Origin of the sequence: Pseudaestuariivita rosea (genome assembly GCF_017592335.1) — a bacterium.
Lineage (GTDB): Bacteria > Pseudomonadota > Alphaproteobacteria > Rhodobacterales > Rhodobacteraceae > Parasulfitobacter > Parasulfitobacter rosea.
This window is the reverse complement of sequence record NZ_JACNMP010000015.1, coordinates 38,787-61,794: the sequence shown is the minus strand read 5'-3', so window position 1 is coordinate 61,794 and position 23,008 is coordinate 38,787. Positions and strand designations below refer to the sequence as shown.

Genomic DNA, 23,008 nt, shown 5'->3' with positions numbered 1-23,008 from the left:
GGTTTAAAGGGTGCGGCCCTCAACCTGGCCTTCCAGATATTGCAGCATCTCATCTATATCAACGTAATTTGGATGCAGCTCTTTGACTTTGCGCAATGCCCGAAGCGCGGCGTCGGGATGGCCCAGTTCCTCTAAAATAAATCCGACGCCTGTCATGGCCCCGAAATGGTTCGGGTTCAGTTCAAGCGTGCGTTCCAGATCAGCCAGTGCAGGGCCATACATCTCAAGCTCATAGTAAGCTGTGGCGCGCAGATGAAATGCTTCGGCAAAATCGGGTGCATGATCCGTCAATGCCGTCAGATGCTGCAAGGCAACATGATAGTCATTCAACTCAATCGCATCCTGTGCACGCTCAAGCAGCAGATCCATTGACGCTGAACCGGATTTTGACCAGGCCAGCATCAGTTCGCGTTCGATCACACGGTAGGATTCAGGCGTTGCATTGCCCAAACGCTCAAGTAACTCGGCGTCATTTTGCTGCTGAGCACTCAAAGGTAAGGAAATCCCTACTGTCAGCAAAATCGTGACATAGCTAAGTTTCAGTTTATCGACATAAATACCCATATTAACAAGTGTAGCGTGGTGCGCGTAAAATGCACCCCCATTTTTAAGACAAAAGGAAAATCACTGACGACATTGTTTGGGCAGGAAAAAAGACTAATTATACAGTCTGATCATCAGGGAAATGCCACCCCCCTGGTGAACCCAATCAAGATCGTAAAGCGATATGGGACTTGCGATGAAACCGAGTAACCTATTGGGTCAGAAAAATGCTGGATATCATATCTGAGATCGTCGAAGCGCCACTGTTCGACGATATCGCCGACGCCCCCGAGGGGTCAAAAGCCTATTGGCTAACAACCCAGGACGGTCTTCGTATTCGTGTCGGGCATTTTCCCGGCGGCGATCACGGAACCATACTTTTGTTCCCGGGTCGGACTGAATACATCGAAAAATACGGTCTTGCAGGACAGGAATTCGCCAAGCGAGGCTACACAACATTTGTCGTCGATTGGCGGGGGCAGGGTTTAGGTGCGCGCCTTTTGAAAGACCCTAACGCGGGCCATGTCGCAAATTTCCCCGACTATCAACACGATGTCCGCGCTGTTTTGAAGGCGGCCGAAGAGCTTGAGTTGCCCAAGCCTTATTTTCTGATCGGTCATTCAATGGGCGGCGCGATTGGTTTGCGGGCAGTCTATGAGGGCGCGCCGGTCAAAGCGGCTGTGTTCACCGCACCCATGTGGGGCATTCAGGTCACACCGGCCCTGCGTCCCGTTGCATGGAGCGTCACATGGCTGGCCCGTTACGTTGGTCTGGGCGGGAAATACACCCCCAGCACCAAACCTGTGCCCTATGTTCTCAGCGCCGATTTCGACGACAACACGCTGACGCGGGATCGCGAAATGTTCGATCATATGCGTGATCAGCTGAACAAGCATCCCGATCTGTGCTTGGGCGGACCCAGCATGCAATGGCTGAATGAAGCCCTGCGTGAAATCAATCGCCTGACGGCTCGTCCGGCCCCGGATATTCCCGCCCTTTGTGTTGTCGGAAGCAACGAACGCATTGTTGATCCTGTGCGGATCAAAAAGCGGATGGAAGACTGGCAGAACGGCGAAATGCTGGTCGTGCCTGACTCGGAACATGAGGTCATGATGGAACGTCCCGACGTGCGCAATCACGTATTCGCGCGCACATGCGCATTGTTTGACGAAAACCGCTGATCAGGCGTGGCCCGCTTCTGCAGACAGCAGCAGCGGGTCAATCCCAAGTTCCTGCAGTGCGGCTGACCATTTGCCGTCATTATTTCTGTCAAAGATAATCGGCATTTTCGCATCGCAGGTCAGCCAGCCATTGCGGCCGATCTCATCTTCCAACTGACCCGGACCCCATCCCGAATAACCCAGTGTCATCAGCGACGCCTCGGGGCCGACACCCATTGCGATGTCTTCAAGAATGTCCAGTGTTGCGGTCATGCCGACATTGTCATCCACCCGTAACGTTGAAGAATTCGCGCCGTAGTCGGCCGAGTGCAACACGAACCCCCGCCCATGTTCAACAGGCCCGCCAAAGTGGACCGTTACCTTCTGGGTATTGATCGACGCTTTGATGGAAAGCTGATCCAGCAGATCGGAAAAGCGGACCTCGGGGGCTGGTTTATTCACAATCAGACCCATGGCGCCTTCGTCGGAATGGGCACACATATAGATGACGCTGCGGTCAAAACGGGGATCACCCATACCCGGCATCGCAATCAGCAACTTACCTGTCAGATCAATCGAGTCGCTCATACATCTAAAATGTGATGCTGCGGTGCAACGTGCAAGGCGACGATTGTCGCGGTCACGCATTTGTAGCCTCTTCGTGATTTCACATGCGCAGAAGACTGCCTATTGTAGGAAAAATGATCAGAGCTGCTGCCATATCCCTCTTCCTTTGTATTGCAACCTTTGCGCGGGCTGAGTCGCTGGATGACGTCATCAAGGCCGACGTGCTGTCCGGTTGGCGCACCGCGGAAGGCACGCATATGGCGGGGCTGCGTCTGACAATGGCGCCCGGTTGGAAAACCTATTGGCGTGCGCCAGGGGATGCGGGTATTCCACCGACATTCAGTTGGCGCGGGTCGCGAAACCTTCGGGCGGTCGATGTTTTGTGGCCTGTTCCGCAAGTTCATGATCAGGACGGGTTCCGCACATTTGGGTATTCCGATGTGGTCGTTATCCCGATTAAGCTGACGCCAGATCGGCAAAATAACATCAGGCTGCGCGGGTCGGTTGATTTGGGGGTCTGCAAAGATGTCTGCATCCCGGCCACCCTGAAATTCAGAGCAAGTCTGCCCAACGATGGCCAAAAGGACCCTGAGGTTTTTGCGGCTTTGCTTGACCTGCCCCTGACCGCCAAGGAAGCCGACGTTCGCGATGTGACCTGCCGTATTGCCCCGACCGCAGATGGTCTTGAGCTAATGACTCAGATCCGTATGCCCTACGTTGGCAATGATCCGGGCGAGGAAATCGCGGTAGTTGAGGCGAATAATTCTGATATCTGGATCAGCGAGGCGTCAACAGATCGTAAGGGCGACATGCTGACCGTAAAGGTTGAAATGCAAAGCGATTCCGGTGGTCCGATTATGCTGGATCGCAGTACGCTGCGGTTCACCGTCATCCGCCGGACAGCAAGCGTCGATATTCATGGGTGCAAAGCGGGCTGAGCTGCCGTTTGGGCCGCGGCTATGACGCGACAACCTGTTGCAATGTCCCGTCGATCCAAAGCCTCAAACCGTCAATTGTATCTGAATAGCCCTCCATCGCGGCCGATAGTCCCGGAACGCTCTGACTGATCTGTGGGGCATAGGCATAAAGGGCCAATGCGACAGCACCTATGGCAACAACTGTCAGAAAGCCTTTGCCAAAACCGCCTTTTGCCTGTTCGGCGTCGGCGGTTTGCGTCGCCGGGGGGGCTTGCGCGATCAGCGTTGAATTGATGTCGTTGATGTCCGGCAGATCCTCGGCCGGTTTGTCATCGCTTAACCCCGCCGCGATCGCCGACCCGATAACGGGGGCTGTGACTGATTTCGCTTCGGCCGATCCTGCGACCAAACCCAGATCGGGCTGAGTTTCAATCGGTTCCGGTGTCGCGTCACGGGCGCGGACTTCGAATTCGGCTTCCTGACGCAAAACGCTTGCGATTTCTTCCGGCAGTTCACGTCGCTTGGGGGCGGGACGGCCGGGTGGGGGGCCGTCTTCGTCATCATCACTATCTTCGGCAACAGTATCGTGGTCATCTTCGTTGTCAGTCTCAGTCGTTTCAGCCTGGACCTCAGCATCTTCGACGACCTCTTCATCGTCTTCATGCCCAAGGGCATCGGGCCCCTGAAACCACGTATGACCGCAGTTTGAACATTGCACATCACGGCCCTGATCCGGGATCACATCCTCGGAAATCTCATACTGTGCCCCACAATTCGGACATTTCAATCGCATATCGACACCTGCTCTCGATGACGGTTACAACGCTTTACATGCGCATTTTCGCTTATGTTTAACAATACTTAGCAGAAGAGCAATGAAATTAAGCACGCAAATCATTGAAACACACCAAACTGTGCGGCATTACGGAGGCCAAAGAACAGGGAACGTCACGTGATCCAGCTTGAGGCAGCAAGTTACCGTTACGACGATACACCACTTCTGTCAGATATGTCCTTTGGCATCGCCCCGGGGTCATTTCACTTTCTGACCGGGCCGTCAGGGGCCGGAAAATCGACCTTGCTGAAACTGCTTTATGCAGAGCTATTGCCGACATCGGGCCAGGTGACTTTGTTCGGTCAGCCGGCACATGGGATGGACCGGGATCAGGTGGCCCTGTTGCGCCGCCGTGTCGGTCTTGTTCACCAGGACTGTGCTTTCCTGGATCATTTGACGATCAGCCAGAACATCTGTCTGCCGCTGACGGTCAGCGGTAAATCTGTAACTGATGATTTTGCCGAACTTCTGGCATGGGTCGGGCTGGGGCACCGTGCCGATGCTTTCCCGCCCGAACTTTCAGGTGGCGAACGACAGCGTGCGGCGTTGGCGCGCGCCTTGATCATGGCGCCTGAATTGGTGCTGGCGGACGAACCCACAGGTAATGTTGATTGGGAGATGTCGCAGCGCATCATGACGCTGCTGTTAGAGCTGAACAAGATGGGCACCACCGTTTTGATCGCCACGCATGATCTTAATCTGATACGCACTGCCAAATCTCAGGTTTCAACGCGGGTGTTGCGTATCAAAGACGGCCACGTCCAACTGGCCGAGGTCGATTTGTGATGGCTTGGCTGCGCGCGTTTTTTGATTTTTTTGCGGGTGATCTGCGGGCGGATGGTATCGTACCGGCCCGCGGTCATACCGCCTGGCTGGTCTTTTTCGCAGCGGCGACGATGGCGTTTCTGGCTGTTTTCGCTTTGGCCATTGCCGTGGCTGCCGGACGGCTTGCAAACACCTGGTCACAGGAAATGGCGCAGAGCGTCACCGTGATTGTTGATGGCCCACAGGATCAGCGTCAGGCCCAGACCGATGCCGCCCTGCGCGTTCTGGAAACGACCGAAGGTGTGGCCAGCGCACGCGCTCTGACGCCGCAAGAACAACGTGATCTGCTGTCGCCCTGGTTCGGTGACGAAATCCCCATCGAAAATCTGGCCATCCCACAACTGATCGAAGTTATTCCCGCCCCCCAGGGCTTTGATGCCGAAGGACTGGTGCTGCGGCTTCAGGGCGAGGCGCCGAATGCGCGTTTTGACGATCATTCGGCCTGGCGTGACCCGCTTGTCCGCTCGGCCAGGGGCCTGCGCATTTTGGCGGCGGCCAGTCTTGTGCTGATCCTGGCCACGGCAGCGGCCATCGTTAGTCTGGGCGCCAAAGCGTCACTGGCAGGTAATTTCAAAACCATTTCGGTTTTGCGGCGGATCGGGGCCAAGGATGCCTTTATCGCCAAGGTGTTCGTGCGCCGGTTTACCCTGCGCACACTGACGGGCGCCGGGGCAGGCGCCTTGATCGCAACGATCACCGTTGCATTTCTGCCATCGGCGGCCGCAACCGCAGGATTTCTGACGGGTATCGGCTTTACAGGTTTGGGCTGGCTGTTGCCTTTGATGATGCCTTTGCTTTTTGCACTGATTGCCTTTGCGGCGACACGCACCGCCGCGCTTCGCCTTTTACAGGAGCTTACCTAGTGACCAACGTCGTTCAATGGATCAGATCCCTGATCTATGTCATTCAAATCTATATCTTAATGGCGATCATGGGGATTGGTTTTGCCCCCTTGGCCATGTTCAGCGGCAAGGTCGCGCGGTGGACCTGTTATCAATATGCCCGTTGGGCTCAGTTCAGTGCAAAGTGGATCCTGGGCCTTCGGACCGAGATCCGCGGCACACCACCGACGGATGAGGTCATGATCGCCGCCAAACACCAGTCCTTTCTGGACATCATGATGATCTATGCCGCCATCCCGATGCCGAAGTTTATTATGAAGAAAGAACTGCTTTGGGCACCCTTTATCGGTCAATATGCCTATCGCATGGGCTGCGTGCCGGTTGACCGCAACAAACGCGGCAAGGCCATTCCCAAGATGTTGGAAGATGTCTCGGCCGGTCGACAGAACCCTGGGCAACTGGTGATCTATCCGCAAGGCACCCGCGTCGCGCCGGGCGTGAAGGCGGACTATAAAATCGGCACCTATCTGATATACGAACAGCTTGGTCAGCCTTGTGTGCCGGTGGCCACAAATGTTGGTGTTTTCTGGCCGCGTAAGGGCATCATGCGCAAACCTGGTGTTGCCGTGGTTGAGTTTCTTGATCCCATCCCGCCGGGGCTATCGCGCGATGATTTCATGACGCGTATGGTGGACAGTATCGAAGCGGCCTCGGACCGGTTGATGGAAGAGGCACAGCAATATCTGACGTGAAAAGGGGTGGTTCATGGACTTTATCACCAGCATTGACGATCTTGAAAAACTTTATGGCGCACCCCGCCCCGAGGCGACGCGCAAGGTCGCCCATCAGATGACGTCGGAATATCGCCGCTGGATTATGGCGTCCCGGTTTTGCGTTCTGTCGACGGTCGGTCCCGAAGGCACCGACGGCAGCCCTCGGGGGGATGATGGCCCTGTCGTGCATGAAATCGACCCCCAAACACTGGCGATGCCGGATTGGCGCGGTAATAATCGGATCGACAGCCTGCGAAACATCGTGCGCGATGGGCGTGTGTCACTGATGTTTATGGTCCCAGGGTCAAACAACGTTGTCCGCCTGAATGGCGAAGCAAAGCTGACTGGGAACACATCCATGCTGACACAGTTCGAACAGGCCGGCCAAAACCCCCGAAGTGTCATCATCATTCGCATCCGCGAAATCTACACCCAATGCGCCCGCGCGCTGATCCGATCCGGCCTTTGGACCCGCGGTGATGAAAGCGAAGGTCTGCCAACGGTCGGCGAAATACTGTCCGCCATGACCAAAGGCGAAGTGGGCGGCGCCCCCTACGACCAGGCCTGGCCCGCCCGCGCGGCAAAAACGATGTGGTAAAAACAGAAAACGGATGGCTCTGCCGACTGATGCCCTATTTCGTCGGTCTCAAGACACTTTTCCAGTAGTCGGTTGTGGTTAGTTTATCGTAGCCCGTTCGCCAGTCGGTGACCAATTTTGGATAGGCGCGGTATAGTCTCCAGATGTTTCTGATCATCCGAAAGCCTTCGCGAAATACCGCTGATTTCGAGTGCGTTACTGTATAGTTCTGGCCCGTTTCCGGATTGATCACGGTGATTTTGGCAGCACCCCAAGCGGGTCTGACATAAGTTCTGGTTTCGGGACTCATGATCAGGTGATTTCCGTACAGTCGGAAAAATGGCAGCAAATGACCATTTGCTGTCAGCTTCATCAGGCCACGCGTTATGGGGTTTTCAAACGAGATATTCCGTCGCTCGGACAACTCTACCGGCAGTTCCCTGTCTGACCAGGCTTCGTTTTTCCGAAGGGCCGCCAACTGTTTTCGTCGCTCGGTAAAATCGGGGTTTTGGCCGAAGAAATCGGGGCCCTGCAAGACGTCTTCAACTGCCATATTCAGTGCGGTCATGGTTTCATAATGCAGCCGGATCAGACTCTTCAGAAAAAACCATAATGCGATACGTGTAAGTCCATGCCAGCCCACCTCAAGCTCTGGAAAAACCAGATGATGAACCAGGTGGTTACGTAGATCAAGATACATCACCAATGGGCTTTCCTTGCCCGCAAAGCCGTCTTGAAAAGACACAACGCCGTTCAGGCGGACGATCTTGAAATCATTTGCCAGACCAAAACTTATATCGTCTCCGCGGACGAAAAACGGAAAAGGCATATGACGTACACTGGCGATTGGAAAAGCAAAGAACCACCAACCGCCATACATAAGCCTGGGTGCAGGTTGGTTGGTCTCATATTCCATCGATATGATCTGATCTTGCTCACGCAGGTCAGTGCCGGTGAACTGGGGCACACACAGGTTGTTGAAGATCGCACCGTTTTCCCAAAGTTGCCATTTACAGGTGTTGCTGATCATAGCACCCGCAACGGCCGTATCCGGGTCATGTGCAAAAGCAAGAAAAGCCCAGGCACGTGCGACAGCATCCATGTGGACCGCGGCATCATCATCCATGAACAGGCAGTGGGTACTTCCTTGTTCGCCTGCTTCGATCAGACCACGGGCGAAGCCACCTGCACCGCCAAAATTGCGGTTTGCGACAATAGTGATTTTGCCAGTTGATGCCGGTTCGATGCTGTTGCCGTTATCAATGACCGTCAGGTGCAAATGCGGTGCCAGAACCGACGTTGCCACGAAATCCTCAAACCGCTTCATGGATACTGCAACGGTCTGTTCACGCTGATATGTCGTGATGACAAGCATCAGCTCGGGTACCCGTCGCGGCGTTTGGCGTGTTTGCCAACATGCGCCGTTTAACGTTGTGTCGTCCAAAGCGCGCAGCCTAAAGTACAAAACCCCCTGTGTGTCAGTTGCGCTTAGATCTGGGATGTCGATGGCAGTTTTGCATTCGCCGTTCAATGACAGGACTTGGGACCCGATCTCTGAACGTCCATTATGCGGATCGGTCATATAGATAGTCAGTTCTACATGACCTGCGCCACGGACAGAAAGGTGCAAGTCCTGCAAATCGCAAAATCTGACCCATTTGCCGATGTTAAATAGATTGAACCAGGTGTTGAAATGAACCTCTGCACCGGTCCGCAGATAAATAGAACTATCATCTGACAGACGAATTGAACCATGTGGTCGAATATAAAGCTCGGACTCTGATCCAAGACCCGCGTCGGGCAAAACCATGGATTGCAATGTATGAATCGCTGTGATGTTCTTTATTGATTTGCCGTGATCAGATGACAGTGGGTCTTCCGGCCGGCTGTTTGGAAGGCTTTTACTGTCATCCATCATTGCTGGTCCTGGTCCTTCAATGGCCAGCGGATTGTACGGCTGTCATCATTGTGTTCTGGGGGCCTGGACGAAAAGTTCGTCGTATGTCCCACAGAAACTGACGGGCCTCATTCGTTTGCAGAACATTGTCGTGACCACCTGTGACCTGATCAAGGAAAAGCCGCAATGCATTATCAACCGGAACAGGGCGACACTGACTGATATCATCGAAATCCGGAAAGAATGGATCACGGCCAGAGATTTGTCCAAGATAGTCATGAACCGGTGCGAAGAAGCTGACTAATGTGTCGCGTGATGTCGGGCCAAAATGTTCGATATCGTCATTGGGCGGCAGATCAAACCGAGCGACCAGTTTAGGCAGATTATCCCGCATATCCTCGGCGGCTTCTGGTGATAGTTGTACATTGGCCAGCCGTAGCAGCGGCAAAAGAACATGTGGAAACCCAATGTTCATGTTCCCTGTTTCGATCAGATTATCGGGAAATGACATGCCCGAATGCTGTCTGAAATCATTGATTGAGCCGCCATTCTGCACTGTGTTCTGATATGGTCTAAGTATCAGGGCCGCTTCGGGCATCAATCGTTGCCAGGGTTCGATCATGCTGCGATAGTCGGCGTGTATCCAATCCAACTTCAGCCCCGCGACAGGATCATCAAGCCGTTCAGGCGACTGACCAAAACGAATCTGCTGTCCATGCCATGACAAAAGATGTTCGTCAGGACGCCTAAGCGTGCACCAGATAACCGTTTCATCTGCGGGTGTAATCGCAGTACGAAGCCGCGTGATCAACTTTTCATCGGCCATTCCGAAATGTGACATCACCTCGGAACATAAAACGACATAATCGGGTCGTAGTGCTTTGATTTGATTGTTGATGGCCGAAAACATCTGAAAGGACGCAGGCAGATGCGGATGATCAGTGGGCACGCGCAGGCCCGGAACAGCCTCAGATAAAAGTCGGAAGGCCAATGCGTTATGGGCTTCGCGCAGGTTCAACGGATGATCTTCTGCCAGATCATATCCGCGCAGCGCCTTTGCCGCAAAAAGGGCCGCGCCTTGGGGTTCAACCCACGGATAAAGAATACCGGCTTTAACCAGACCAAGCGAATTTTGCGATAGAAAGCTTTGCAGGGATGTTGTTCCGGTTTTGTGATGCCCGATATGAAAGATCATGCGTTGCACAGCGCCATCATTCGGCTGCCAGCGCATATCCTCACTTTCGCCCATCATGCGTTTGAAAAGACTAACGAGTGTCTGAGCTGACTTGGCTACCATCGGGTCAATGACTATGTGACGACTTCAGGGTGCATTTAACGGAATTGCGCAGGCACAGACAGTCCCAATTATTACGCTGCCTCATGCTCATAGCACAGATATATTAAAGACCGGCATCTTTTGACCTGTTTCCTGCACGGCCAGCCAGGTACGGGCGCAGTCGAGTGCTTCGCGTATGGTGACGTCCATATCAAGATAACGATAGGTGCCAAGGCGGCCGACAAAGGTTATGTTTTTCTCTTGCTCCGCCAGCTTGATATACTCGGCCAACAGGGTTTTCTCGGCGACCTGACGAATGGGGTAGTAGGGGATGTCACTTTCTGTGCAGGCCCGTGAGTATTCGCGATACAGCACGGATTTTTTGCGATTTTCCCACGGCGAAAAATGCTTGTGTTCGGTTATACGGGTGTAGGGCACGTCGATATCGCCATAGTTCATCACAGCGCATCCCTGATAATCACCGTCATAGTCAAACCGTTCGAAATCCAACGTACGGTATCCAAGATGGCCCAGTTCATAATCGAACCAGCCATCGATCGGGCCGGAATAGAAGATATGATCGTAGTCAGCCATATCGGCGCGGCCAACCCGTGTGTTCAGTCGGACGGCGATGTTGTCATGATCCAGTATTTTTTCCACCATCGCAGTATAGCCATTTTCGGGCATCCCCTGATACTTATGAAAAAAATAGTTGTCGTCGTAGTTAAAACGCACTGGTAGCCGTTTCAGGATTGAGGCAGGCAGTTCAGACGGCGAACAGCCCCATTGCTTCATTGTGTAGCCTTTGAAAAAGGCCTCATACAGATCGCGGCCCACAAAGCGCAGGGCCTGTTCTTCGAAGGTTTGCGGGTCGTCGATGGAAAGGTCGGCCTTGCTTTCCAGAAACGCGCGGGCCTCATCCGGGCGCAGCGTCTTGCCAAAGAACTGATTGATCGTGTGCAGATTGATCGGCAGCGAATAAACTGCGCCCTGCGATGTGGTTTTGACCCGGTTCTTGAAGGGCAGGAAGGTTTCAAACCGGTTGACGTAGCTCCAGACTTCTTCGTCGTCGGTATGGAAAATATGCGGCCCATAGACATGCACCATGACATCGGTCGCGGCATCCCGTTCCGTATGGCAATTGCCTGCGATGTGATCCCGCGCGTCGACGACGATAACATTATGCCCCGCTTCGGCCAGCGCACGACCAATCACAGCACCCGACAGCCCGGCACCCACCATAAGACAACGTAAAGCCATTGACTGCTCCTAAAATCTTATGTGCATCAAATAGGGCGATGCTATGTCTGGCAAGGAAGACTAAGAATAATAGAAAAATATCAGTATGTTTTTATAGGCGGCCCCGAATTTCAGCGCCGCCCGTTTTTTTACTTCATAAATCAGTCTGCGCCGCGGATCGGGATGGACGCACCCGGTTCCGGCTTGACGAATTTCGACACCAGAAAGACCGCGACGGCCAGGCCAATGCCCACCAGATCTGATATGATGCCGCCTTCAATCATGCAAAGTGCTGCAATGATCAGGCCGACACGGGTAAACCAGACACCCCGCATCCCCATGAACCAGCCTTGTACGCCCGCACTTAGCAAGAACACCCCGAAAACTGCCGTGATACCGGCGCGGATCACCTCAAACCATGTGCCGTCCATCAGCAAAGCCGAATTGTAGAAGAACATGAAGGGCACAACGAAGGCCGCGATACCAATCTTGAATGAGGCGACGGATGTTTCCATCGGGTTTGCCCCCGATATCCCCGCTGCCGCATAACTGGCCAGCGCCACGGGCGGGGTGATTGCCGACACGACGGCGAAGTAGAACACAAAGAAGTGTGCCGTTAGGGCAGGGATGCCCAGTTCTTGCAGGCCGGGTGCCACGACGGATGCAGCAACCGCATAGGCCGCTGTTGTTGGCATACCCATACCAAGCAGGATCGCAATACACATCGCAAAGAACAGCGCCAGCAATTGCGATACGCCCGCAAGACCCAAAAGCAGGTTTGAGAAGCGCGCGCCGACACCGGTCAGGGAAATCACACCAACGATGATACCAGCGCATGCACAGACCGCGATGATCTGGATCGACATGGTGCCTGCCAGTTCAAAGGCTTTCACCACGGACCCCGGCCCCATGCGATGAGGCGTCAGCCAACTGACGACAGCCGCTGCAACAGTGGCCAGCGTACCGGCCCGGATCACCGAATACCCCATGAACAGCGCCACAATCAGAATGATGATCGGCAGGAACAAAAAGACTTGACGCGCCATATCGGCAAACTTCGGGATTTCATCATCGCGCATTCCACGCATGCCCAGTTTCGCAGCTTCGAAATCGACCATGAAGTAGATCGATGCGAAATAAAGTATCGCGGGAATGATGGCTGCTATCGCAATTTCTTGATAGGGAATGCCGGTGATTTCAGCCATGATAAAGGCGCCTGCACCCATGATCGGTGGCATGATCTGACCACCGGTCGACGCCCCCGCCTCAATCGCACCGGCGGTTTTCTTGTGATAGCCGACCTTTTTCATCAGCGGGATGGTCAGCGACCCGGTGGCCACCACATTACCGGCCGATGTGCCGTTGATCATACCCATCAGGCCCGAGGCAAAAATCGCCACTTTGGCGGGGCCACCCCGTGCGCGCCCTGCGACGGCAAAGGCGAAGTTGACGAAATAATCGCCCACTTTCGATGCCTGCAGGAAGGCTGCGAAGATGATGAACAGGATGATATAGGTCGATGATACGGCGGTTGTGGGTCCAAGGATGCCAGCGTCGGAATAGACATGCCCGAAGAACCGCTGCCAGGAATAGGGGCGGGATACCGCCAGAATGCCAGGCAGCAGATGTGCCGTGAAAACATAGACCAGGAACACGGCCGTAATGATCACCAGCGCCAGACCCGCCACGCGGCGTGTCAGTTCAAGGATAAGGGCCGATCCGGCGGTTGCGGCAAAGGCCACACCAATCGGGACATTGGCCGTTCCGACCGAATTCCGGGCAGCTGTTCCGTAAACCGTTATCAAGTAGATACAGACCACAATTGCGCAGATCGCCAAAACGATGTCTGAGACCGCAAATTTGCTGCGGTCGCGGCGTTCAAACCATCCGAGGACTATTGCCCCAAAGGTTGCGATCAAAAGGGGAATACCGAAGCCATAGATTTCACGATCATAGATGCCCGCATAGGCCGAAAAGGCGTCCGGCACCTGGGCCATTGACATCCAGATGACGCGGCCGCCCATCTCCATCGCTTGGCCTGAATTCAGGAACATGACGAAACTGATCGCCGTCCAGGCAGACCAGATTGCGGGAATGACCAACAGCGCCGACAGCACAGACAGCACGGGCAAACCCGATTTCGGCGCATCGTCGTCGGGAAAGGTATAGGCAGAAAACAGCAAAAAGCCCAAAACCAGCGCGCCTGCGATGTGCAGGATGCGGAAATTCCATGTCTCAATCGGAAATTGCGGCAGGAAGGGAATATCCAATCCGGTCAGCGCCTCGATCGATACGCCGTTCAGCGCAACCATGTGAAAGGCCGCGTAAACCGTCGAAAGGATCGCGATGAAGATATAGGCCTTGCCCTCAAACTGGCGGCGATTGCGTTCAACAGGTTCTTCGTCTACGCCCTCGGCAATAACGGGTCCAGAGGTTTGGGGCTGAGCGGTCATTCGGTGATCCTGTTCATTATTGCGCGGGTGTGGCGGTGTTGTGGGAATGTCAAAATGGGCCGCCCCAATGTCTGGGGCGGCCGATGGTTTTTCAGATTACATATCCGATTTGTAGATCATGTCGTCGGGGATTTCAGCGCCCGCGTTTTCCATGAACCACTTGGCCGCACCGGGGTGCCACATCAGAACCTGATTTTTGTCCCAGTTTTCAGGCAACGTGGAACGGGCCGCACGGTGGATATTCACCATACGCTCGTTGTCCGACATCACCACGTCCACAACAGCTTCGACAAAGCTGGCAGGAAGATCACAGTTCGTAATGGCGAAGTTCCACATGGAAACCGACCGCGCGTCTGCTTCAAGCGTTGTATATGTATCCGCAGCAATCATGAATTCCGACACTGGGAAGGCTTCCATGATTGTGGCTTGTTCTTCTTCCGTGAATTCAATGATGTTCACGTCTGTCTGAACTTCCAACTGGCTGACAGCCGGAACCGGAACGCCCGCCGCAAAGGCAATCACGTCCAGCAGACCATCTTGCAACTGACCGCCCAGGTCAGACCAGCCGCCGTTACGGCGCTCAAAGTTCACGCCCAGTTCTTCCATCATACGTGGGAAGTATGTGTCTGATGTCGAACCCGCGGGACCAAAGCCGATGCGGGCGCCATCGGGGATGTCAGCAATTGATGTGATGCCCGACGATGACAGCGCAGTCACCGAAAACGGTGTCTGGTACATCGGGAACATCGCACAGGAACTGGTCATCATAAGGCCAGGTGCGATAGGGTTTGTCCCTTGCAGTGATTCGGCTGCCGGACCCATGGTTGTCATGCCAAACTGTGCGTCGCCTGCGTGAACAAGCGCCATGTTCTGCATGGGGCCACCTGTGACTTCGCCACCGCCGGACAGACCCAGTTCGTCAGCCACAAGATTAGCCCAGCCCGACCCGTAGGCAAAGTACGTTCCGCCTTGTGATGCTGTCGCAACGGTAAAGCTTGATGGCCAGTCAGACCGGTCTGCGTGTGCGTCAGCGAAAGCTGCTGTCGCGCTGATTGTTACAACCCCAACCAGTCCAAGGCACTTCTGCATAGATGTCATTATCATACCTCCCGTGTATGTATGTGCAGAGTTATCCTGCGTGCATTGTGCACACATTCGGGCGGCAATAAGGAAGAAAAACGGTCGGGCTTCAAGCCGAAATGACCGATTAATGGCATGTGTTGCATATGTTGCTGCTATACATACAACACATTGATTAATCATATTATAATAATGTTAAATTTTCGGCGATCTTGGTGAAATTTTCAACTGAATGCCTTCTTTTGAGCGTACTGTCAGATGGGCGACCGGAATTGGTGGTGTGGCATGATTCACCTCAAACCGAAAATGCCGAACCAAAATTGCCAAAAGCAGAACGCCTTCGGCCATTGCAAACCCCGCACCGATGCACACCCGGCGACCGGCTGAAAATGGGATGAACGCGGTACGTTGACAGGTTTTGCCATTCTCAGACTTCCAGCGGGTCGGGTCAAAGTCATCGGGGGCGTGCCACAAACGGCTGTGACGATGCAGATGCCAGGGCGACAGAACAATTTGTGATCCGGCCGCGATCTTACGACCCCGAAACGTCTGGGCCACAGTATTCTCACGCACCATCATCGGAACCGGCGGATAAAGCCGAAGCGTTTCGCGAAAAACATCGCGCGTTGTGACCAGTTTCGACAGGCTGGCAAAGTCATCGGGGTTCAGATGGGCGGCCTCAGCCGCGATGCGATCCTGCCATTCCGGATAAAGCGCCACCAGATACAGCGCCCATGCCAAGGCCGAGGCGCTGGTTTCATGCCCTGCCAGAAAGAAGATCGCAACCTGATCGACCATCTCATCTGTGCTGAAAAGATCGCCTGTGACCGGATCACGGGTCGTCATAATCTTGGTCGCCAGATCATCGGGCGCGCTACCGTCCTTGATCGCCTTCATGCGCTCTGCCGTCAGTTCCTTGATCAGCAACCTGATCGACCGCGCGGCCCGTAGGGTGCTGGGGCGGAATAACCTGGGCATCCATTTCAGACGCGGCAGAAAGGCGGCCAGGTTCAGAATGGGTTGGGTGCGTTGATAGTCGCGAAATTCCTGAAAAACCCGTTGTGCGATGTGGTGATCGATTGGAATGGAAAACAGCGTCCGAAAGATCACATCAGCGGCGGCATGGCTGGTTTCAGGTTCGATATCCACGCGCTGTCCGTCAGCCAATTGGCCGATCCGTTCCACAGCACTTTCGCCCGCTGCATACATCGCCGGATATGTGTCGCGCAGCCGTCCGCCCTCAAACGCCGGGTCGATGATGCGGCGCTGCTTTTCCCAGACCTCTCCGTTCGTGACAAAAACGCTTTCCCCCAAAAGCGGCCGCAGCCCGGCGCCCACACGATCGGACTTTGGAAAATCCTGCGGCGCATCCTGTAAGACCTGTTTCACCAGATCGGGTTGGTTGATCAGATAGCTGCGGAAAAACGGCGTGCGAAATTCGGCCATCCAGGCACGATAAAGCCGTTCGGGCTGCGCCGACAGAATATCGCGCCGAAAGAGCGACGCGTACCGCATCAGAGACACATTGCCGTCCCGCGATTTCGGCTTAGGTGGTTTTCGGTCCGTCACGCGGCAACCGATGTATATTTTGACGCCGGCCGATTGATCGTCGATTTCGACGGGCGCCGGGTTGCATAACGGTCCTGCAGCGTTAGTGGCCCTGCGGTTATCTGAAAATAATCATACCAGCGGGGGCGATCAAAGGCGCACAGATACTGAAAATGCAGCCGAAAAAACCTCCACCGCAGGGATTTCCATGTCTTTGGCTGCAGAGTTTTCGTGAATGCTGCCGACAAAACAAGCGGCCATTTTTGATTATCCGTTGCCACCCCACTGACGGCCACCGGATCGCACAAGGCAAACGCACAGCCATCACCGGGGGCCGATACATCAACCCAGGTCAGATCCTCCGATTGCCCCAGATACCGCAGATCACGGCGCAGTTGATCGGCCCGCGGTAGGAATGAGATCATCGGCACCACATGCCCAAGCGTCAAAAGCGCCAGGGCGGGCTTAGCCGTTGGCCCAGGTCTATCCCGCAACAAATCAGCGAGAAGCGAAATCGCCAGATGCGCGCCAGACGAATGTCCGATCACCAGAACTTCATCCACATCCGATTGCATCGCCTGCGCGATCTGATCCCGAAACTGATCCATCCGGTCTTGCAGATCAGGCGGCGTTGCGCCCTGTAACCGCGCGGAATAGGCGTAATCATGCATCAGATAATAGGCAAAAAAGATGTTGTCCTTCTTTCGAAAACCGACCAGCACAAACGGTATCACGACCAGCCCCAGCCACGCCGCCATCGGGTGCAGTGCGCCCAGCAGCCGCGCGGCGCCGTAAGTCAGACCGACAGCCGTCAAAAGCTGCACCAGCAACATTACAATCGGATAAAGCGCTGCGATCACAGGCCCCTTCCGCAACCATGTCAGCCGCCAAAGCGTACCGGTCGCGATATAGATCCAGGCCGTCCGGACCAACTGCGCATAGGTCGCCGGAATACTTTGCACCATCGATGTCCGCACCAGATCGGTCCAGACCAACACCTCCATCTGCGTGGAAACGGCCTGACCATCGATCCGGCTGTCGATGATCCAACCGTAATTCGCCGACCCCTTGTCTGATGTCAGCGCAATCTCATACCCCGAAATCGCCGCCTGCTTTCGGCTTTCTTCGCGATACAATTCGCGGTATCGGCGCGGCGGAAACGGGTCGTAGCCGGGTATGTAAAACACCCGCCGTTTCTGAACCGATTTCGCCACTTTGGTCGCCATGATCGCCCTTTGTCTGAGCGACCATAATACAGAGTAATCCTAAGATTAAGCTACTGAAATCAGCCAAAAGCCTGCAGGGCAGGGAACTGTTCGTTCAGCCACAGACTGAAATCGGTGAATGTGCCGGTCATCATCATGACGCCAACGACCACCAGCAGAACGCCCATCGATTTTTCTATGACCTTCATATTGCGCTTGGTCCACTCGAGCGCACCGGTCAGACTGGGCAGAAATGCCGCGACCAGCAGAAAGGGGATGCCCATCCCGATCGCATAGGCTGCCAGCAGGGATGTGCCGCGCGCCACGTCGGCCTCGGACGCGGCCAGACCCAGAATGGCGCCAAGCTGCGGACCGATGCAGGGGGTCCAGCCAAAGGCGAAGGCCAGGCCCAGGACAAAGGCCCCAAAGGCCGTGCCGCCCTGATCGCCTGCGTCAAACCGCATTTCGCTGTCCAGAAACCGGATGCGGTAAAGCCCCAGAAAATGCCCGCCGAATGCGGTAATCACGACACCTGCGGCAATCGTCAGATGTGTCTGATATTGCAGATAAAACTGTCCGACCAGAGATGCCGTGAACCCCAGAAATATGAACACAACCGCCAGCCCCATAACGAAAAATAAGGCCGAGGTCATGACCTTGCCGCGCGCCACTGTGCTTTGCCCGACGTCGGTCAGGGACGTCCCGCTCATATACGCCAGATAGGGCGGCACGATGGGCAAGACGCAGGGGCTGATGAACGAAAAGAACCCGGCGATCAGGGCGATCATCAGGCCGGGCATCAGCGATACGTCTATGACTGAGGTTTCGAACATTCATTTCACATAACGCAGGTGGGGGGCGGCGTCACGGGGGTGGTGGTCACATATGCGTGGACAAAATGTAACACTGTGCCTAAGTCAGCGATATGACCTATGACGAAGATCTGGATGCTTTGGGGCTGTTGTGCCCGCTGCCGGTGTTGAAGGCCCGTAAGCGATTGAAAACGATGGAAAAAGGCGCGGTGCTGCGGATCAGGGCGGATGACCCCGCGGCGATTGTGGACGTGCCGCATTTCTGCACCGAGGCGGGGCATGAGCTGTTGGACCACGCCGACATCGACGGCGCGCAGGTTTACTATATCCGGAAAAGCTGACTGATTTCAGAGGCTTATAGGCGAGGTGCAAAAGACGCAGCGTCATAACCCTTACCCCACCGTGCGGGTGTGATATCGCATGTGCAAATTGCACATTTTTGGTGGATTTGCAGGACTGCCTCGGCACGTTTGTGACAAAACGTACGTTTCGTACGCAGGTTTTGTACGAACTGAAAATGCGGTTTGTACGATTCCCGACGGGTGAAAAAGCTGTCAATGCGTACGGTGAAGGAAGGGGGTGTTAAGGGGTTGGGTGGTGTTAACTTTTTGAGGTTGGTTAAGATATCAGGGATAAACAGGCTTATTTAAATCAGCCTCAATTGAGTGTCACCTCTGCGATGGTCATATACTCTTTCAACAAAGACCGTCTTGACGATGTTACCACCACGTATTTCTTGTTCTTCTCTGATCAAGCATCTGAGTGTATCATTTGCACTCATAGTTACATCACCGGCCAAGACTGGATTCAAGAAATCTGTGTCTTCCATAATGGCGGTAAATCGATGTTCGCCGCCATCTGAGAAACGCCATTTATAGCCATCCTCAAATTGTGGCGTTACTAGCTTTAACCAAAGTGTCAGATGGTTGATTTGTGTTTCAACTTCGTCGTCACTTGGTTCAGGAATGCGAAGAGCTGACATTTCACTGCTGGTGATCGAAAGTGGCTCTTTATCTGCACCACCCTCAATCCTGACACTATCAAGTCCATTTATGTTTAGGGTCCGTTTGCTGAACTTTTCTATTTTCTCTCTAGTAGCTTGATCACGAAGTAGCGTGAAAGCTTGTGGCTCCATCTGAATGGTAGTGTTGTCGATAGTTATCGATACAACCGAGGATTTTTCTTCAATTTTTTCTGGTTTTTTACCTCTGAAGAATTTCAGAGCTTGGACGACCCCTATCGTCGTTGCTCCAACGCCGCCCCCAGCTTTAAAAAGAAGATCAACTATGTCCTTTGCAGCAGACATACGGTCTGGATTTGCTGCCGCTAAATCAAGCATATCAGTTATCCAACTTACATCTAACGCGAGAAGAGCCTCAAACGAGCCTTCTTTAGTTGCCCTAACTTTGAGACGAGCCTCTGCGCGGTCACCATTTAACGCTTTGTTGGCTGATTGCACAATATCGCCAAGTGCCAACAGTGCGGGCGCTAAGTCTTTGATGTCAATCTCACCTTTGTCAAAGGGCTGTCCCTCGAAAGCAATGCTAAATGATGCGTTATCCAAATAATTTTCCCGCTTTTTGTTGAGGCTACTTAACGTGAATAAACGCGTCAACTGCGGTTCTTAAAGACATATTCATTGTGAAGTGGACGTTTGAAAGCCCAACGATATCAATGAAACTACAGACAAGCGCAGCCATTTTTGTTTTTTGTTGCAACTATTAATGAGCAAGAACAATCCACTTAAGCTATGAGGGCAGCGACCGGCCCGCGGGTGGGGGCTGAAAGCGCCCGCCCATGGGGGCGGGTCGGGCGCTGCCCGGTGGTGCCCACCGGGCGGGGTGGGTGTCGAGTGCTGTTTGGTGGGGAATGGGTTGGCGCTTTGTGTGCACACTCGGGTCGGGCGCTGCCCTTTGGACTTTGTGACAACTAGGTTGATGCGTCAGACGTGTTGGCCGGCGTTGACCTCAATCTCGGTTCCGGTGACGTAGGTGGACTGGTTCGAGCAGAGGAAATAGATCACGTCGGCGACCTCGGCCGGTTGACCCAGGCGGCGCAGGGGCAGGTTTTCGACGATCTTCTCGGTGCCCGGCGACAGGATTGAGGTTTCGACCTCGCCCGGCGCTATCGCGTTCACGCGCACGCCGAGCGGGCCGAAGTCATGGGCCATTTCGCGCGTCAGAGCGGCCAAGGCGGCTTTGGACGTGGAATAGGCCGCGCCCGCAAAGGGGTGCACGCGGCTGCCCGCGATCGACGTCACATTCACCACCGATCCCTTGGCCGCGGTCAGTTCATCCTTTAGCCCGCGCGCCAGCACGACCGAGGCGAAGAAGTTCACGTGAAAGACATGGCCCCAGGTGCGCAGGTCGGTGTCGATGGTGTTCAGGCGTTCGCCCTCAGGACCCTTGGGCGAGATACCGGCGTTGTTGACCAGCGCGTCCAGACGACCGTTGAGCTTGGCCCGGATCGTCTCAATCGCGTTGATCGTGTCGTTCGGGTCGGCCAGGTCGATCTGGACGTGGTTGTCGATGCCGCCGCCCCAGGGACATTCGTTGGGAAAGGGGTGGCGTGAACAGGTGATGACGCGCCAGCCTTCCTTGTTGAACCGCTGCACGGTGGCGTGGCCGATCCCCCGGCTGGCGCCGGTCAGAAGCAGGGTGCGTTGTGATGCGTTGGTGGCCATGGGCGAGTCTCCGATCCGCGTCTAGCCTAGCAGTCTGATCTGCGATGGCAACGCGGGCCTTGGCAGTCGGGCCCGAACGCCTTACGACGGGGGGCAAAGGGACAGCAGATGATGAAAAAGCAGACAGCCATGAACCGCGATTGGATCACCACAGCCCGCACACTTTCCGAGGCTTTGCCGTATTTGCAGCGCTATGACGGGGCGATTGTCGTGATCAAGTTTGGCGGTCACGCGATGGGCGATGATGCCGCGATGGAAAGCTTTGCGCGGGATATCGTGCTGATGCGGCAGGTGGGGGTGAACCCGGTGATCGTGCATGGCGGCGGGCCGATGATCAACCAGATGCTGGATAAGCTGCAGATCACGTCCGATTTTGTGAACGGCAAGCGCGTGACCGATGCGGCGACCGTTGAGGTGGTCGAGATGGTGCTGTCGGGCCGTGTGAACAAGCGGATTGTGCAGGCGATCAACCGGCAGGGGGGTAAGGCTGTCGGGTTGTCGGGGAAGGATGCCAATCTGATGATCTGTGATCAGACGGACCCCGATCTGGGCTTTGTCGGAACGCCGGCGCAGGTGGATACGGGCGTTCTGCACACGCTGTTTCGCGATGACACGATCCCGGTGATTGCGCCCCTTGGTGGGGGCCGTGGGGGCGAGACCTATAACGTCAACGGTGACACGGCGGCGGGCGCGATTGCGGCGGCGCTGAAGGCGGATCGGTTGTTGTTGCTGACCGATGTGTCGGGGGTCAAGGACAAGGGTGGGGATGTGGTGACCGAGCTGACCTCGGCCCAGATCCGGGCCATGACGGCGGATGGAACGATTGCGGGCGGCATGATCCCCAAGACGGAAACAGCGCTGACGGCGATTGAGGGCGGTGTGCGGGCCGTGGTCATTCTGGATGGCCGTGCGCCGAATGCGTGTTTGTTAGAGCTGTTTACGGATCACGGGGCGGGGTCGATCATTCGGGGGGGGTAGAGTGTTTGCCTGCTATGCTTCGGTAAGATATGTCGCTTTTCCCGCCCGGTGTGAAACACCGGGCCGCGCCGACCCGCCCCGTCACGCCGAGGGCGTGCTTTCAGCACGACACGGCGCGATTGCGCCACCCTCGGGTCGGCGCTGCCCTCAGACTTTAAGTAGCTATTGTAGCAAAAGGCCCATGTGATGCGTCATTCATCCGACAGAGGTTCGCCGTCCAGTATAATCCCGTTGTCCGCATCCAGGAAAAAGGGCTGGGTGGTGATCTGGCCGTCGGGCATCTGCATTCGGATCACACCGTCACCGACCTCATAGCGGTCGCGGACGTCATTGGTTTCTTTCGATGTCGCAAACCCGCCCCCGTTGTCGAAATTATCGAAGGCGCCGGAAAAGTGGTCCGATGTGAAGGTGCCGTCGTGGTAAAAGACGATCTCACTTGACGACGATATCCCACCGGAAATACCACTGCCAGGCGTGAAACCTGTATAGAAAAAGCTGGACTGAACGCCTTTGAACCGGAACCCTTTGTCGGGCAGTTCCATCTGCTCCAGCAGTCGTCGACGTCATTGAAATGAATACGCAAACCATTGTCGAATCTTCGTGCGACCCAGTCCTGCTGCACCTGATAAATCGTATTGGCCAGTTGCAGTGTTTCAGCCTACACAAATGATGTGCTGAACACCATAACCATCAAAAATAGATCAATCTCAGTCCAAACTATTCGCCATTATTGTTGAGTCATACACTGCATTTACATCTGTCCATATTTTTTTGTTTCGCAAACAAGGCATTTATTCC

At 54.8% G+C, this 23,008-nt stretch carries 22 protein-coding genes; 8 read left to right on the top strand and 14 right to left on the bottom strand.

Going from position 1 to position 23,008, the window contains the following annotated elements; all coding sequences use genetic code 11:
• Nucleotides 1-3: 3 nt before the first annotated feature.
• Complete coding sequence (locus H7848_RS11735) at nucleotides 4-564, bottom strand: tetratricopeptide repeat protein (RefSeq protein WP_208351687.1); 561 nt, start codon at nucleotides 562-564, stop codon at nucleotides 4-6.
• A gap of 206 nt (nucleotides 565-770) precedes the next feature.
• Here H7848_RS11735 and H7848_RS11730 point away from each other — a divergent pair, with 206 nt between their 5' ends.
• Nucleotides 771-1,724, top strand: a complete 954-nt coding sequence (locus tag H7848_RS11730) for an alpha/beta fold hydrolase (protein ID WP_208351685.1) — start codon at nucleotides 771-773, stop codon at nucleotides 1,722-1,724.
• Here the strand turns inward: H7848_RS11730 and H7848_RS11725 are convergent, their stop codons facing one another.
• Complete coding sequence (locus H7848_RS11725; protein ID WP_208351683.1) at nucleotides 1,725-2,291, bottom strand: YqgE/AlgH family protein; 567 nt, start codon at nucleotides 2,289-2,291, stop codon at nucleotides 1,725-1,727.
• A gap of 113 nt (nucleotides 2,292-2,404) precedes the next feature.
• Here H7848_RS11725 and H7848_RS11720 point away from each other — a divergent pair, with 113 nt between their 5' ends.
• Nucleotides 2,405-3,208 (top strand): protein-disulfide reductase DsbD domain-containing protein, encoded by an 804-nt coding sequence (locus H7848_RS11720; protein WP_208351681.1) that lies wholly within the window; start codon nucleotides 2,405-2,407, stop codon nucleotides 3,206-3,208.
• Nucleotides 3,209-3,227: 19 nt separating this feature from the next.
• Here the strand turns inward: H7848_RS11720 and H7848_RS11715 are convergent, their stop codons facing one another.
• Nucleotides 3,228-3,980: a zinc-ribbon domain-containing protein gene (locus H7848_RS11715; RefSeq protein WP_208351678.1), complete on the bottom strand. Its 753-nt coding sequence runs from the start codon at nucleotides 3,978-3,980 to the stop codon at nucleotides 3,228-3,230.
• 159 nt (nucleotides 3,981-4,139) lie between these two features.
• On the opposite strand from H7848_RS11715, the gene H7848_RS11710 reads away from it, so the two are divergent.
• From H7848_RS11710 to H7848_RS11695, 4 genes are read left to right on the top strand one after another with little or no spacing between them, the layout of a single operon-like run.
• Nucleotides 4,140-4,808, top strand: a complete 669-nt coding sequence (locus tag H7848_RS11710; protein ID WP_208351675.1) for a cell division ATP-binding protein FtsE — start codon at nucleotides 4,140-4,142, stop codon at nucleotides 4,806-4,808.
• Nucleotides 4,808-5,710 (top strand): cell division protein FtsX, encoded by a 903-nt coding sequence (locus H7848_RS11705; protein ID WP_208351661.1) that lies wholly within the window; start codon nucleotides 4,808-4,810, stop codon nucleotides 5,708-5,710. The genes H7848_RS11710 and H7848_RS11705 overlap by 1 nt, the downstream gene beginning before the upstream one ends.
• A complete protein-coding gene (locus H7848_RS11700; RefSeq protein ID WP_208351658.1) occupies nucleotides 5,710-6,441 on the top strand; it encodes a lysophospholipid acyltransferase family protein in 732 nt (243 codons plus the stop codon). Before H7848_RS11705 ends, H7848_RS11700 begins: the two co-directional genes overlap by 1 nt.
• A 13-nt stretch (nucleotides 6,442-6,454) precedes the next feature.
• Nucleotides 6,455-7,060, top strand: coding sequence for a pyridoxamine 5'-phosphate oxidase family protein (locus H7848_RS11695; protein ID WP_208351656.1), 606 nt, complete (start codon nucleotides 6,455-6,457; stop codon nucleotides 7,058-7,060).
• Between the two features lie 34 nt (nucleotides 7,061-7,094).
• Here H7848_RS11695 and H7848_RS11690 read toward each other — a convergent pair whose 3' ends face one another.
• From H7848_RS11690 to H7848_RS11655, 8 genes are all read right to left on the bottom strand, one after another.
• Nucleotides 7,095-8,954, bottom strand: a complete 1,860-nt coding sequence (locus tag H7848_RS11690) for a hypothetical protein (protein ID WP_208351654.1) — start codon at nucleotides 8,952-8,954, stop codon at nucleotides 7,095-7,097.
• Between the two features lie 19 nt (nucleotides 8,955-8,973).
• Nucleotides 8,974-10,233: a hypothetical protein gene (locus tag H7848_RS11685; protein WP_208351652.1), complete on the bottom strand. Its 1,260-nt coding sequence runs from the start codon at nucleotides 10,231-10,233 to the stop codon at nucleotides 8,974-8,976.
• Nucleotides 10,234-10,320: 87 nt separating this feature from the next.
• Nucleotides 10,321-11,472, bottom strand: coding sequence for a UDP-galactopyranose mutase (gene glf / locus H7848_RS11680; RefSeq protein ID WP_208351651.1), 1,152 nt, complete (start codon nucleotides 11,470-11,472; stop codon nucleotides 10,321-10,323).
• Nucleotides 11,473-11,612: 140 nt separating this feature from the next.
• Nucleotides 11,613-13,904 (bottom strand): TRAP transporter permease, encoded by a 2,292-nt coding sequence (locus H7848_RS11675; protein WP_208351647.1) that lies wholly within the window; start codon nucleotides 13,902-13,904, stop codon nucleotides 11,613-11,615.
• A 96-nt stretch (nucleotides 13,905-14,000) separates the two neighbouring features.
• A complete protein-coding gene (locus H7848_RS11670) occupies nucleotides 14,001-15,002 on the bottom strand; it encodes a TAXI family TRAP transporter solute-binding subunit (protein WP_237072711.1) in 1,002 nt (333 codons plus the stop codon).
• Between the two features lie 177 nt (nucleotides 15,003-15,179).
• A complete protein-coding gene (locus H7848_RS11665) occupies nucleotides 15,180-16,499 on the bottom strand; it encodes a cytochrome P450 (protein ID WP_208351645.1) in 1,320 nt (439 codons plus the stop codon).
• 50 nt (nucleotides 16,500-16,549) lie between these two features.
• Nucleotides 16,550-17,758 carry a hypothetical protein gene (locus tag H7848_RS11660; RefSeq protein WP_208351636.1) on the bottom strand — a complete coding sequence of 403 codons (1,209 nt, stop codon included), beginning with the start codon at nucleotides 17,756-17,758 and terminating at the stop codon, nucleotides 16,550-16,552.
• A 59-nt stretch (nucleotides 17,759-17,817) separates the two neighbouring features.
• Nucleotides 17,818-18,570 (bottom strand): cytochrome c biogenesis CcdA family protein, encoded by a 753-nt coding sequence (locus tag H7848_RS11655; protein WP_208351633.1) that lies wholly within the window; start codon nucleotides 18,568-18,570, stop codon nucleotides 17,818-17,820.
• A gap of 92 nt (nucleotides 18,571-18,662) precedes the next feature.
• On the opposite strand from H7848_RS11655, the gene H7848_RS11650 reads away from it, so the two are divergent.
• Complete coding sequence (locus H7848_RS11650; RefSeq protein ID WP_208351631.1) at nucleotides 18,663-18,890, top strand: sulfurtransferase TusA family protein; 228 nt, start codon at nucleotides 18,663-18,665, stop codon at nucleotides 18,888-18,890.
• Between the two features lie 305 nt (nucleotides 18,891-19,195).
• Here the strand turns inward: H7848_RS11650 and H7848_RS11645 are convergent, their stop codons facing one another.
• Both H7848_RS11645 and H7848_RS11640 read right to left on the bottom strand, forming a co-directional pair.
• Nucleotides 19,196-20,113: an LAPAL motif-containing putative phage structural protein gene (locus tag H7848_RS11645; protein WP_208351629.1), complete on the bottom strand. Its 918-nt coding sequence runs from the start codon at nucleotides 20,111-20,113 to the stop codon at nucleotides 19,196-19,198.
• A gap of 378 nt (nucleotides 20,114-20,491) precedes the next feature.
• Nucleotides 20,492-21,232: an SDR family NAD(P)-dependent oxidoreductase gene (locus H7848_RS11640; protein WP_208351627.1), complete on the bottom strand. Its 741-nt coding sequence runs from the start codon at nucleotides 21,230-21,232 to the stop codon at nucleotides 20,492-20,494.
• A 111-nt stretch (nucleotides 21,233-21,343) separates the two neighbouring features.
• Between H7848_RS11640 and argB the strand changes: the two genes are divergently transcribed.
• Nucleotides 21,344-22,210: an acetylglutamate kinase gene (gene argB / locus H7848_RS11635; protein ID WP_208351625.1), complete on the top strand. Its 867-nt coding sequence runs from the start codon at nucleotides 21,344-21,346 to the stop codon at nucleotides 22,208-22,210.
• A 191-nt stretch (nucleotides 22,211-22,401) separates the two neighbouring features.
• On the opposite strand, the gene H7848_RS11630 is transcribed toward argB, so the two are convergent.
• Complete coding sequence (locus H7848_RS11630; RefSeq protein ID WP_208351621.1) at nucleotides 22,402-22,752, bottom strand: hypothetical protein; 351 nt, start codon at nucleotides 22,750-22,752, stop codon at nucleotides 22,402-22,404.
• Nucleotides 22,753-23,008: the final 256 nt, after the last annotated feature.

Coding starts and splice junctions, on each gene's coding strand:
- H7848_RS11705 (WP_208351661.1), top strand. CDS start 4,808: ATGGCTTGGCTGCGCGCGTTTTTTGATTTTTTTGCGGGTGATCTGCGG.
- H7848_RS11675 (WP_208351647.1), bottom strand. CDS start 13,904: ATGACCGCTCAGCCCCAAACCTCTGGACCCGTTATTGCCGAGGGCGTA.
- H7848_RS11695 (WP_208351656.1), top strand. CDS start 6,455: ATGGACTTTATCACCAGCATTGACGATCTTGAAAAACTTTATGGCGCA.
- H7848_RS11720 (WP_208351681.1), top strand. CDS start 2,405: ATGATCAGAGCTGCTGCCATATCCCTCTTCCTTTGTATTGCAACCTTT.
- H7848_RS11715 (WP_208351678.1), bottom strand. CDS start 3,980: ATGCGATTGAAATGTCCGAATTGTGGGGCACAGTATGAGATTTCCGAG.
- H7848_RS11735 (WP_208351687.1), bottom strand. CDS start 564: ATGGGTATTTATGTCGATAAACTGAAACTTAGCTATGTCACGATTTTG.
- H7848_RS11685 (WP_208351652.1), bottom strand. CDS start 10,233: ATGGTAGCCAAGTCAGCTCAGACACTCGTTAGTCTTTTCAAACGCATG.
- H7848_RS11665 (WP_208351645.1), bottom strand. CDS start 16,499: ATGCGGTACGCGTCGCTCTTTCGGCGCGATATTCTGTCGGCGCAGCCC.
- H7848_RS11630 (WP_208351621.1), bottom strand. CDS start 22,752: ATGGAACTGCCCGACAAAGGGTTCCGGTTCAAAGGCGTTCAGTCCAGC.
- H7848_RS11725 (WP_208351683.1), bottom strand. CDS start 2,291: ATGAGCGACTCGATTGATCTGACAGGTAAGTTGCTGATTGCGATGCCG.
- H7848_RS11730 (WP_208351685.1), top strand. CDS start 771: ATGCTGGATATCATATCTGAGATCGTCGAAGCGCCACTGTTCGACGAT.
- H7848_RS11670 (WP_237072711.1), bottom strand. CDS start 15,002: ATGACATCTATGCAGAAGTGCCTTGGACTGGTTGGGGTTGTAACAATC.
- argB (WP_208351625.1), top strand. CDS start 21,344: ATGAAAAAGCAGACAGCCATGAACCGCGATTGGATCACCACAGCCCGC.
- H7848_RS11690 (WP_208351654.1), bottom strand. CDS start 8,954: ATGGATGACAGTAAAAGCCTTCCAAACAGCCGGCCGGAAGACCCACTG.
- H7848_RS11640 (WP_208351627.1), bottom strand. CDS start 21,232: ATGGCCACCAACGCATCACAACGCACCCTGCTTCTGACCGGCGCCAGC.
- H7848_RS11660 (WP_208351636.1), bottom strand. CDS start 17,758: ATGGCGACCAAAGTGGCGAAATCGGTTCAGAAACGGCGGGTGTTTTAC.
- glf (WP_208351651.1), bottom strand. CDS start 11,472: ATGGCTTTACGTTGTCTTATGGTGGGTGCCGGGCTGTCGGGTGCTGTG.
- H7848_RS11650 (WP_208351631.1), top strand. CDS start 18,663: ATGACCTATGACGAAGATCTGGATGCTTTGGGGCTGTTGTGCCCGCTG.
- H7848_RS11655 (WP_208351633.1), bottom strand. CDS start 18,570: ATGTTCGAAACCTCAGTCATAGACGTATCGCTGATGCCCGGCCTGATG.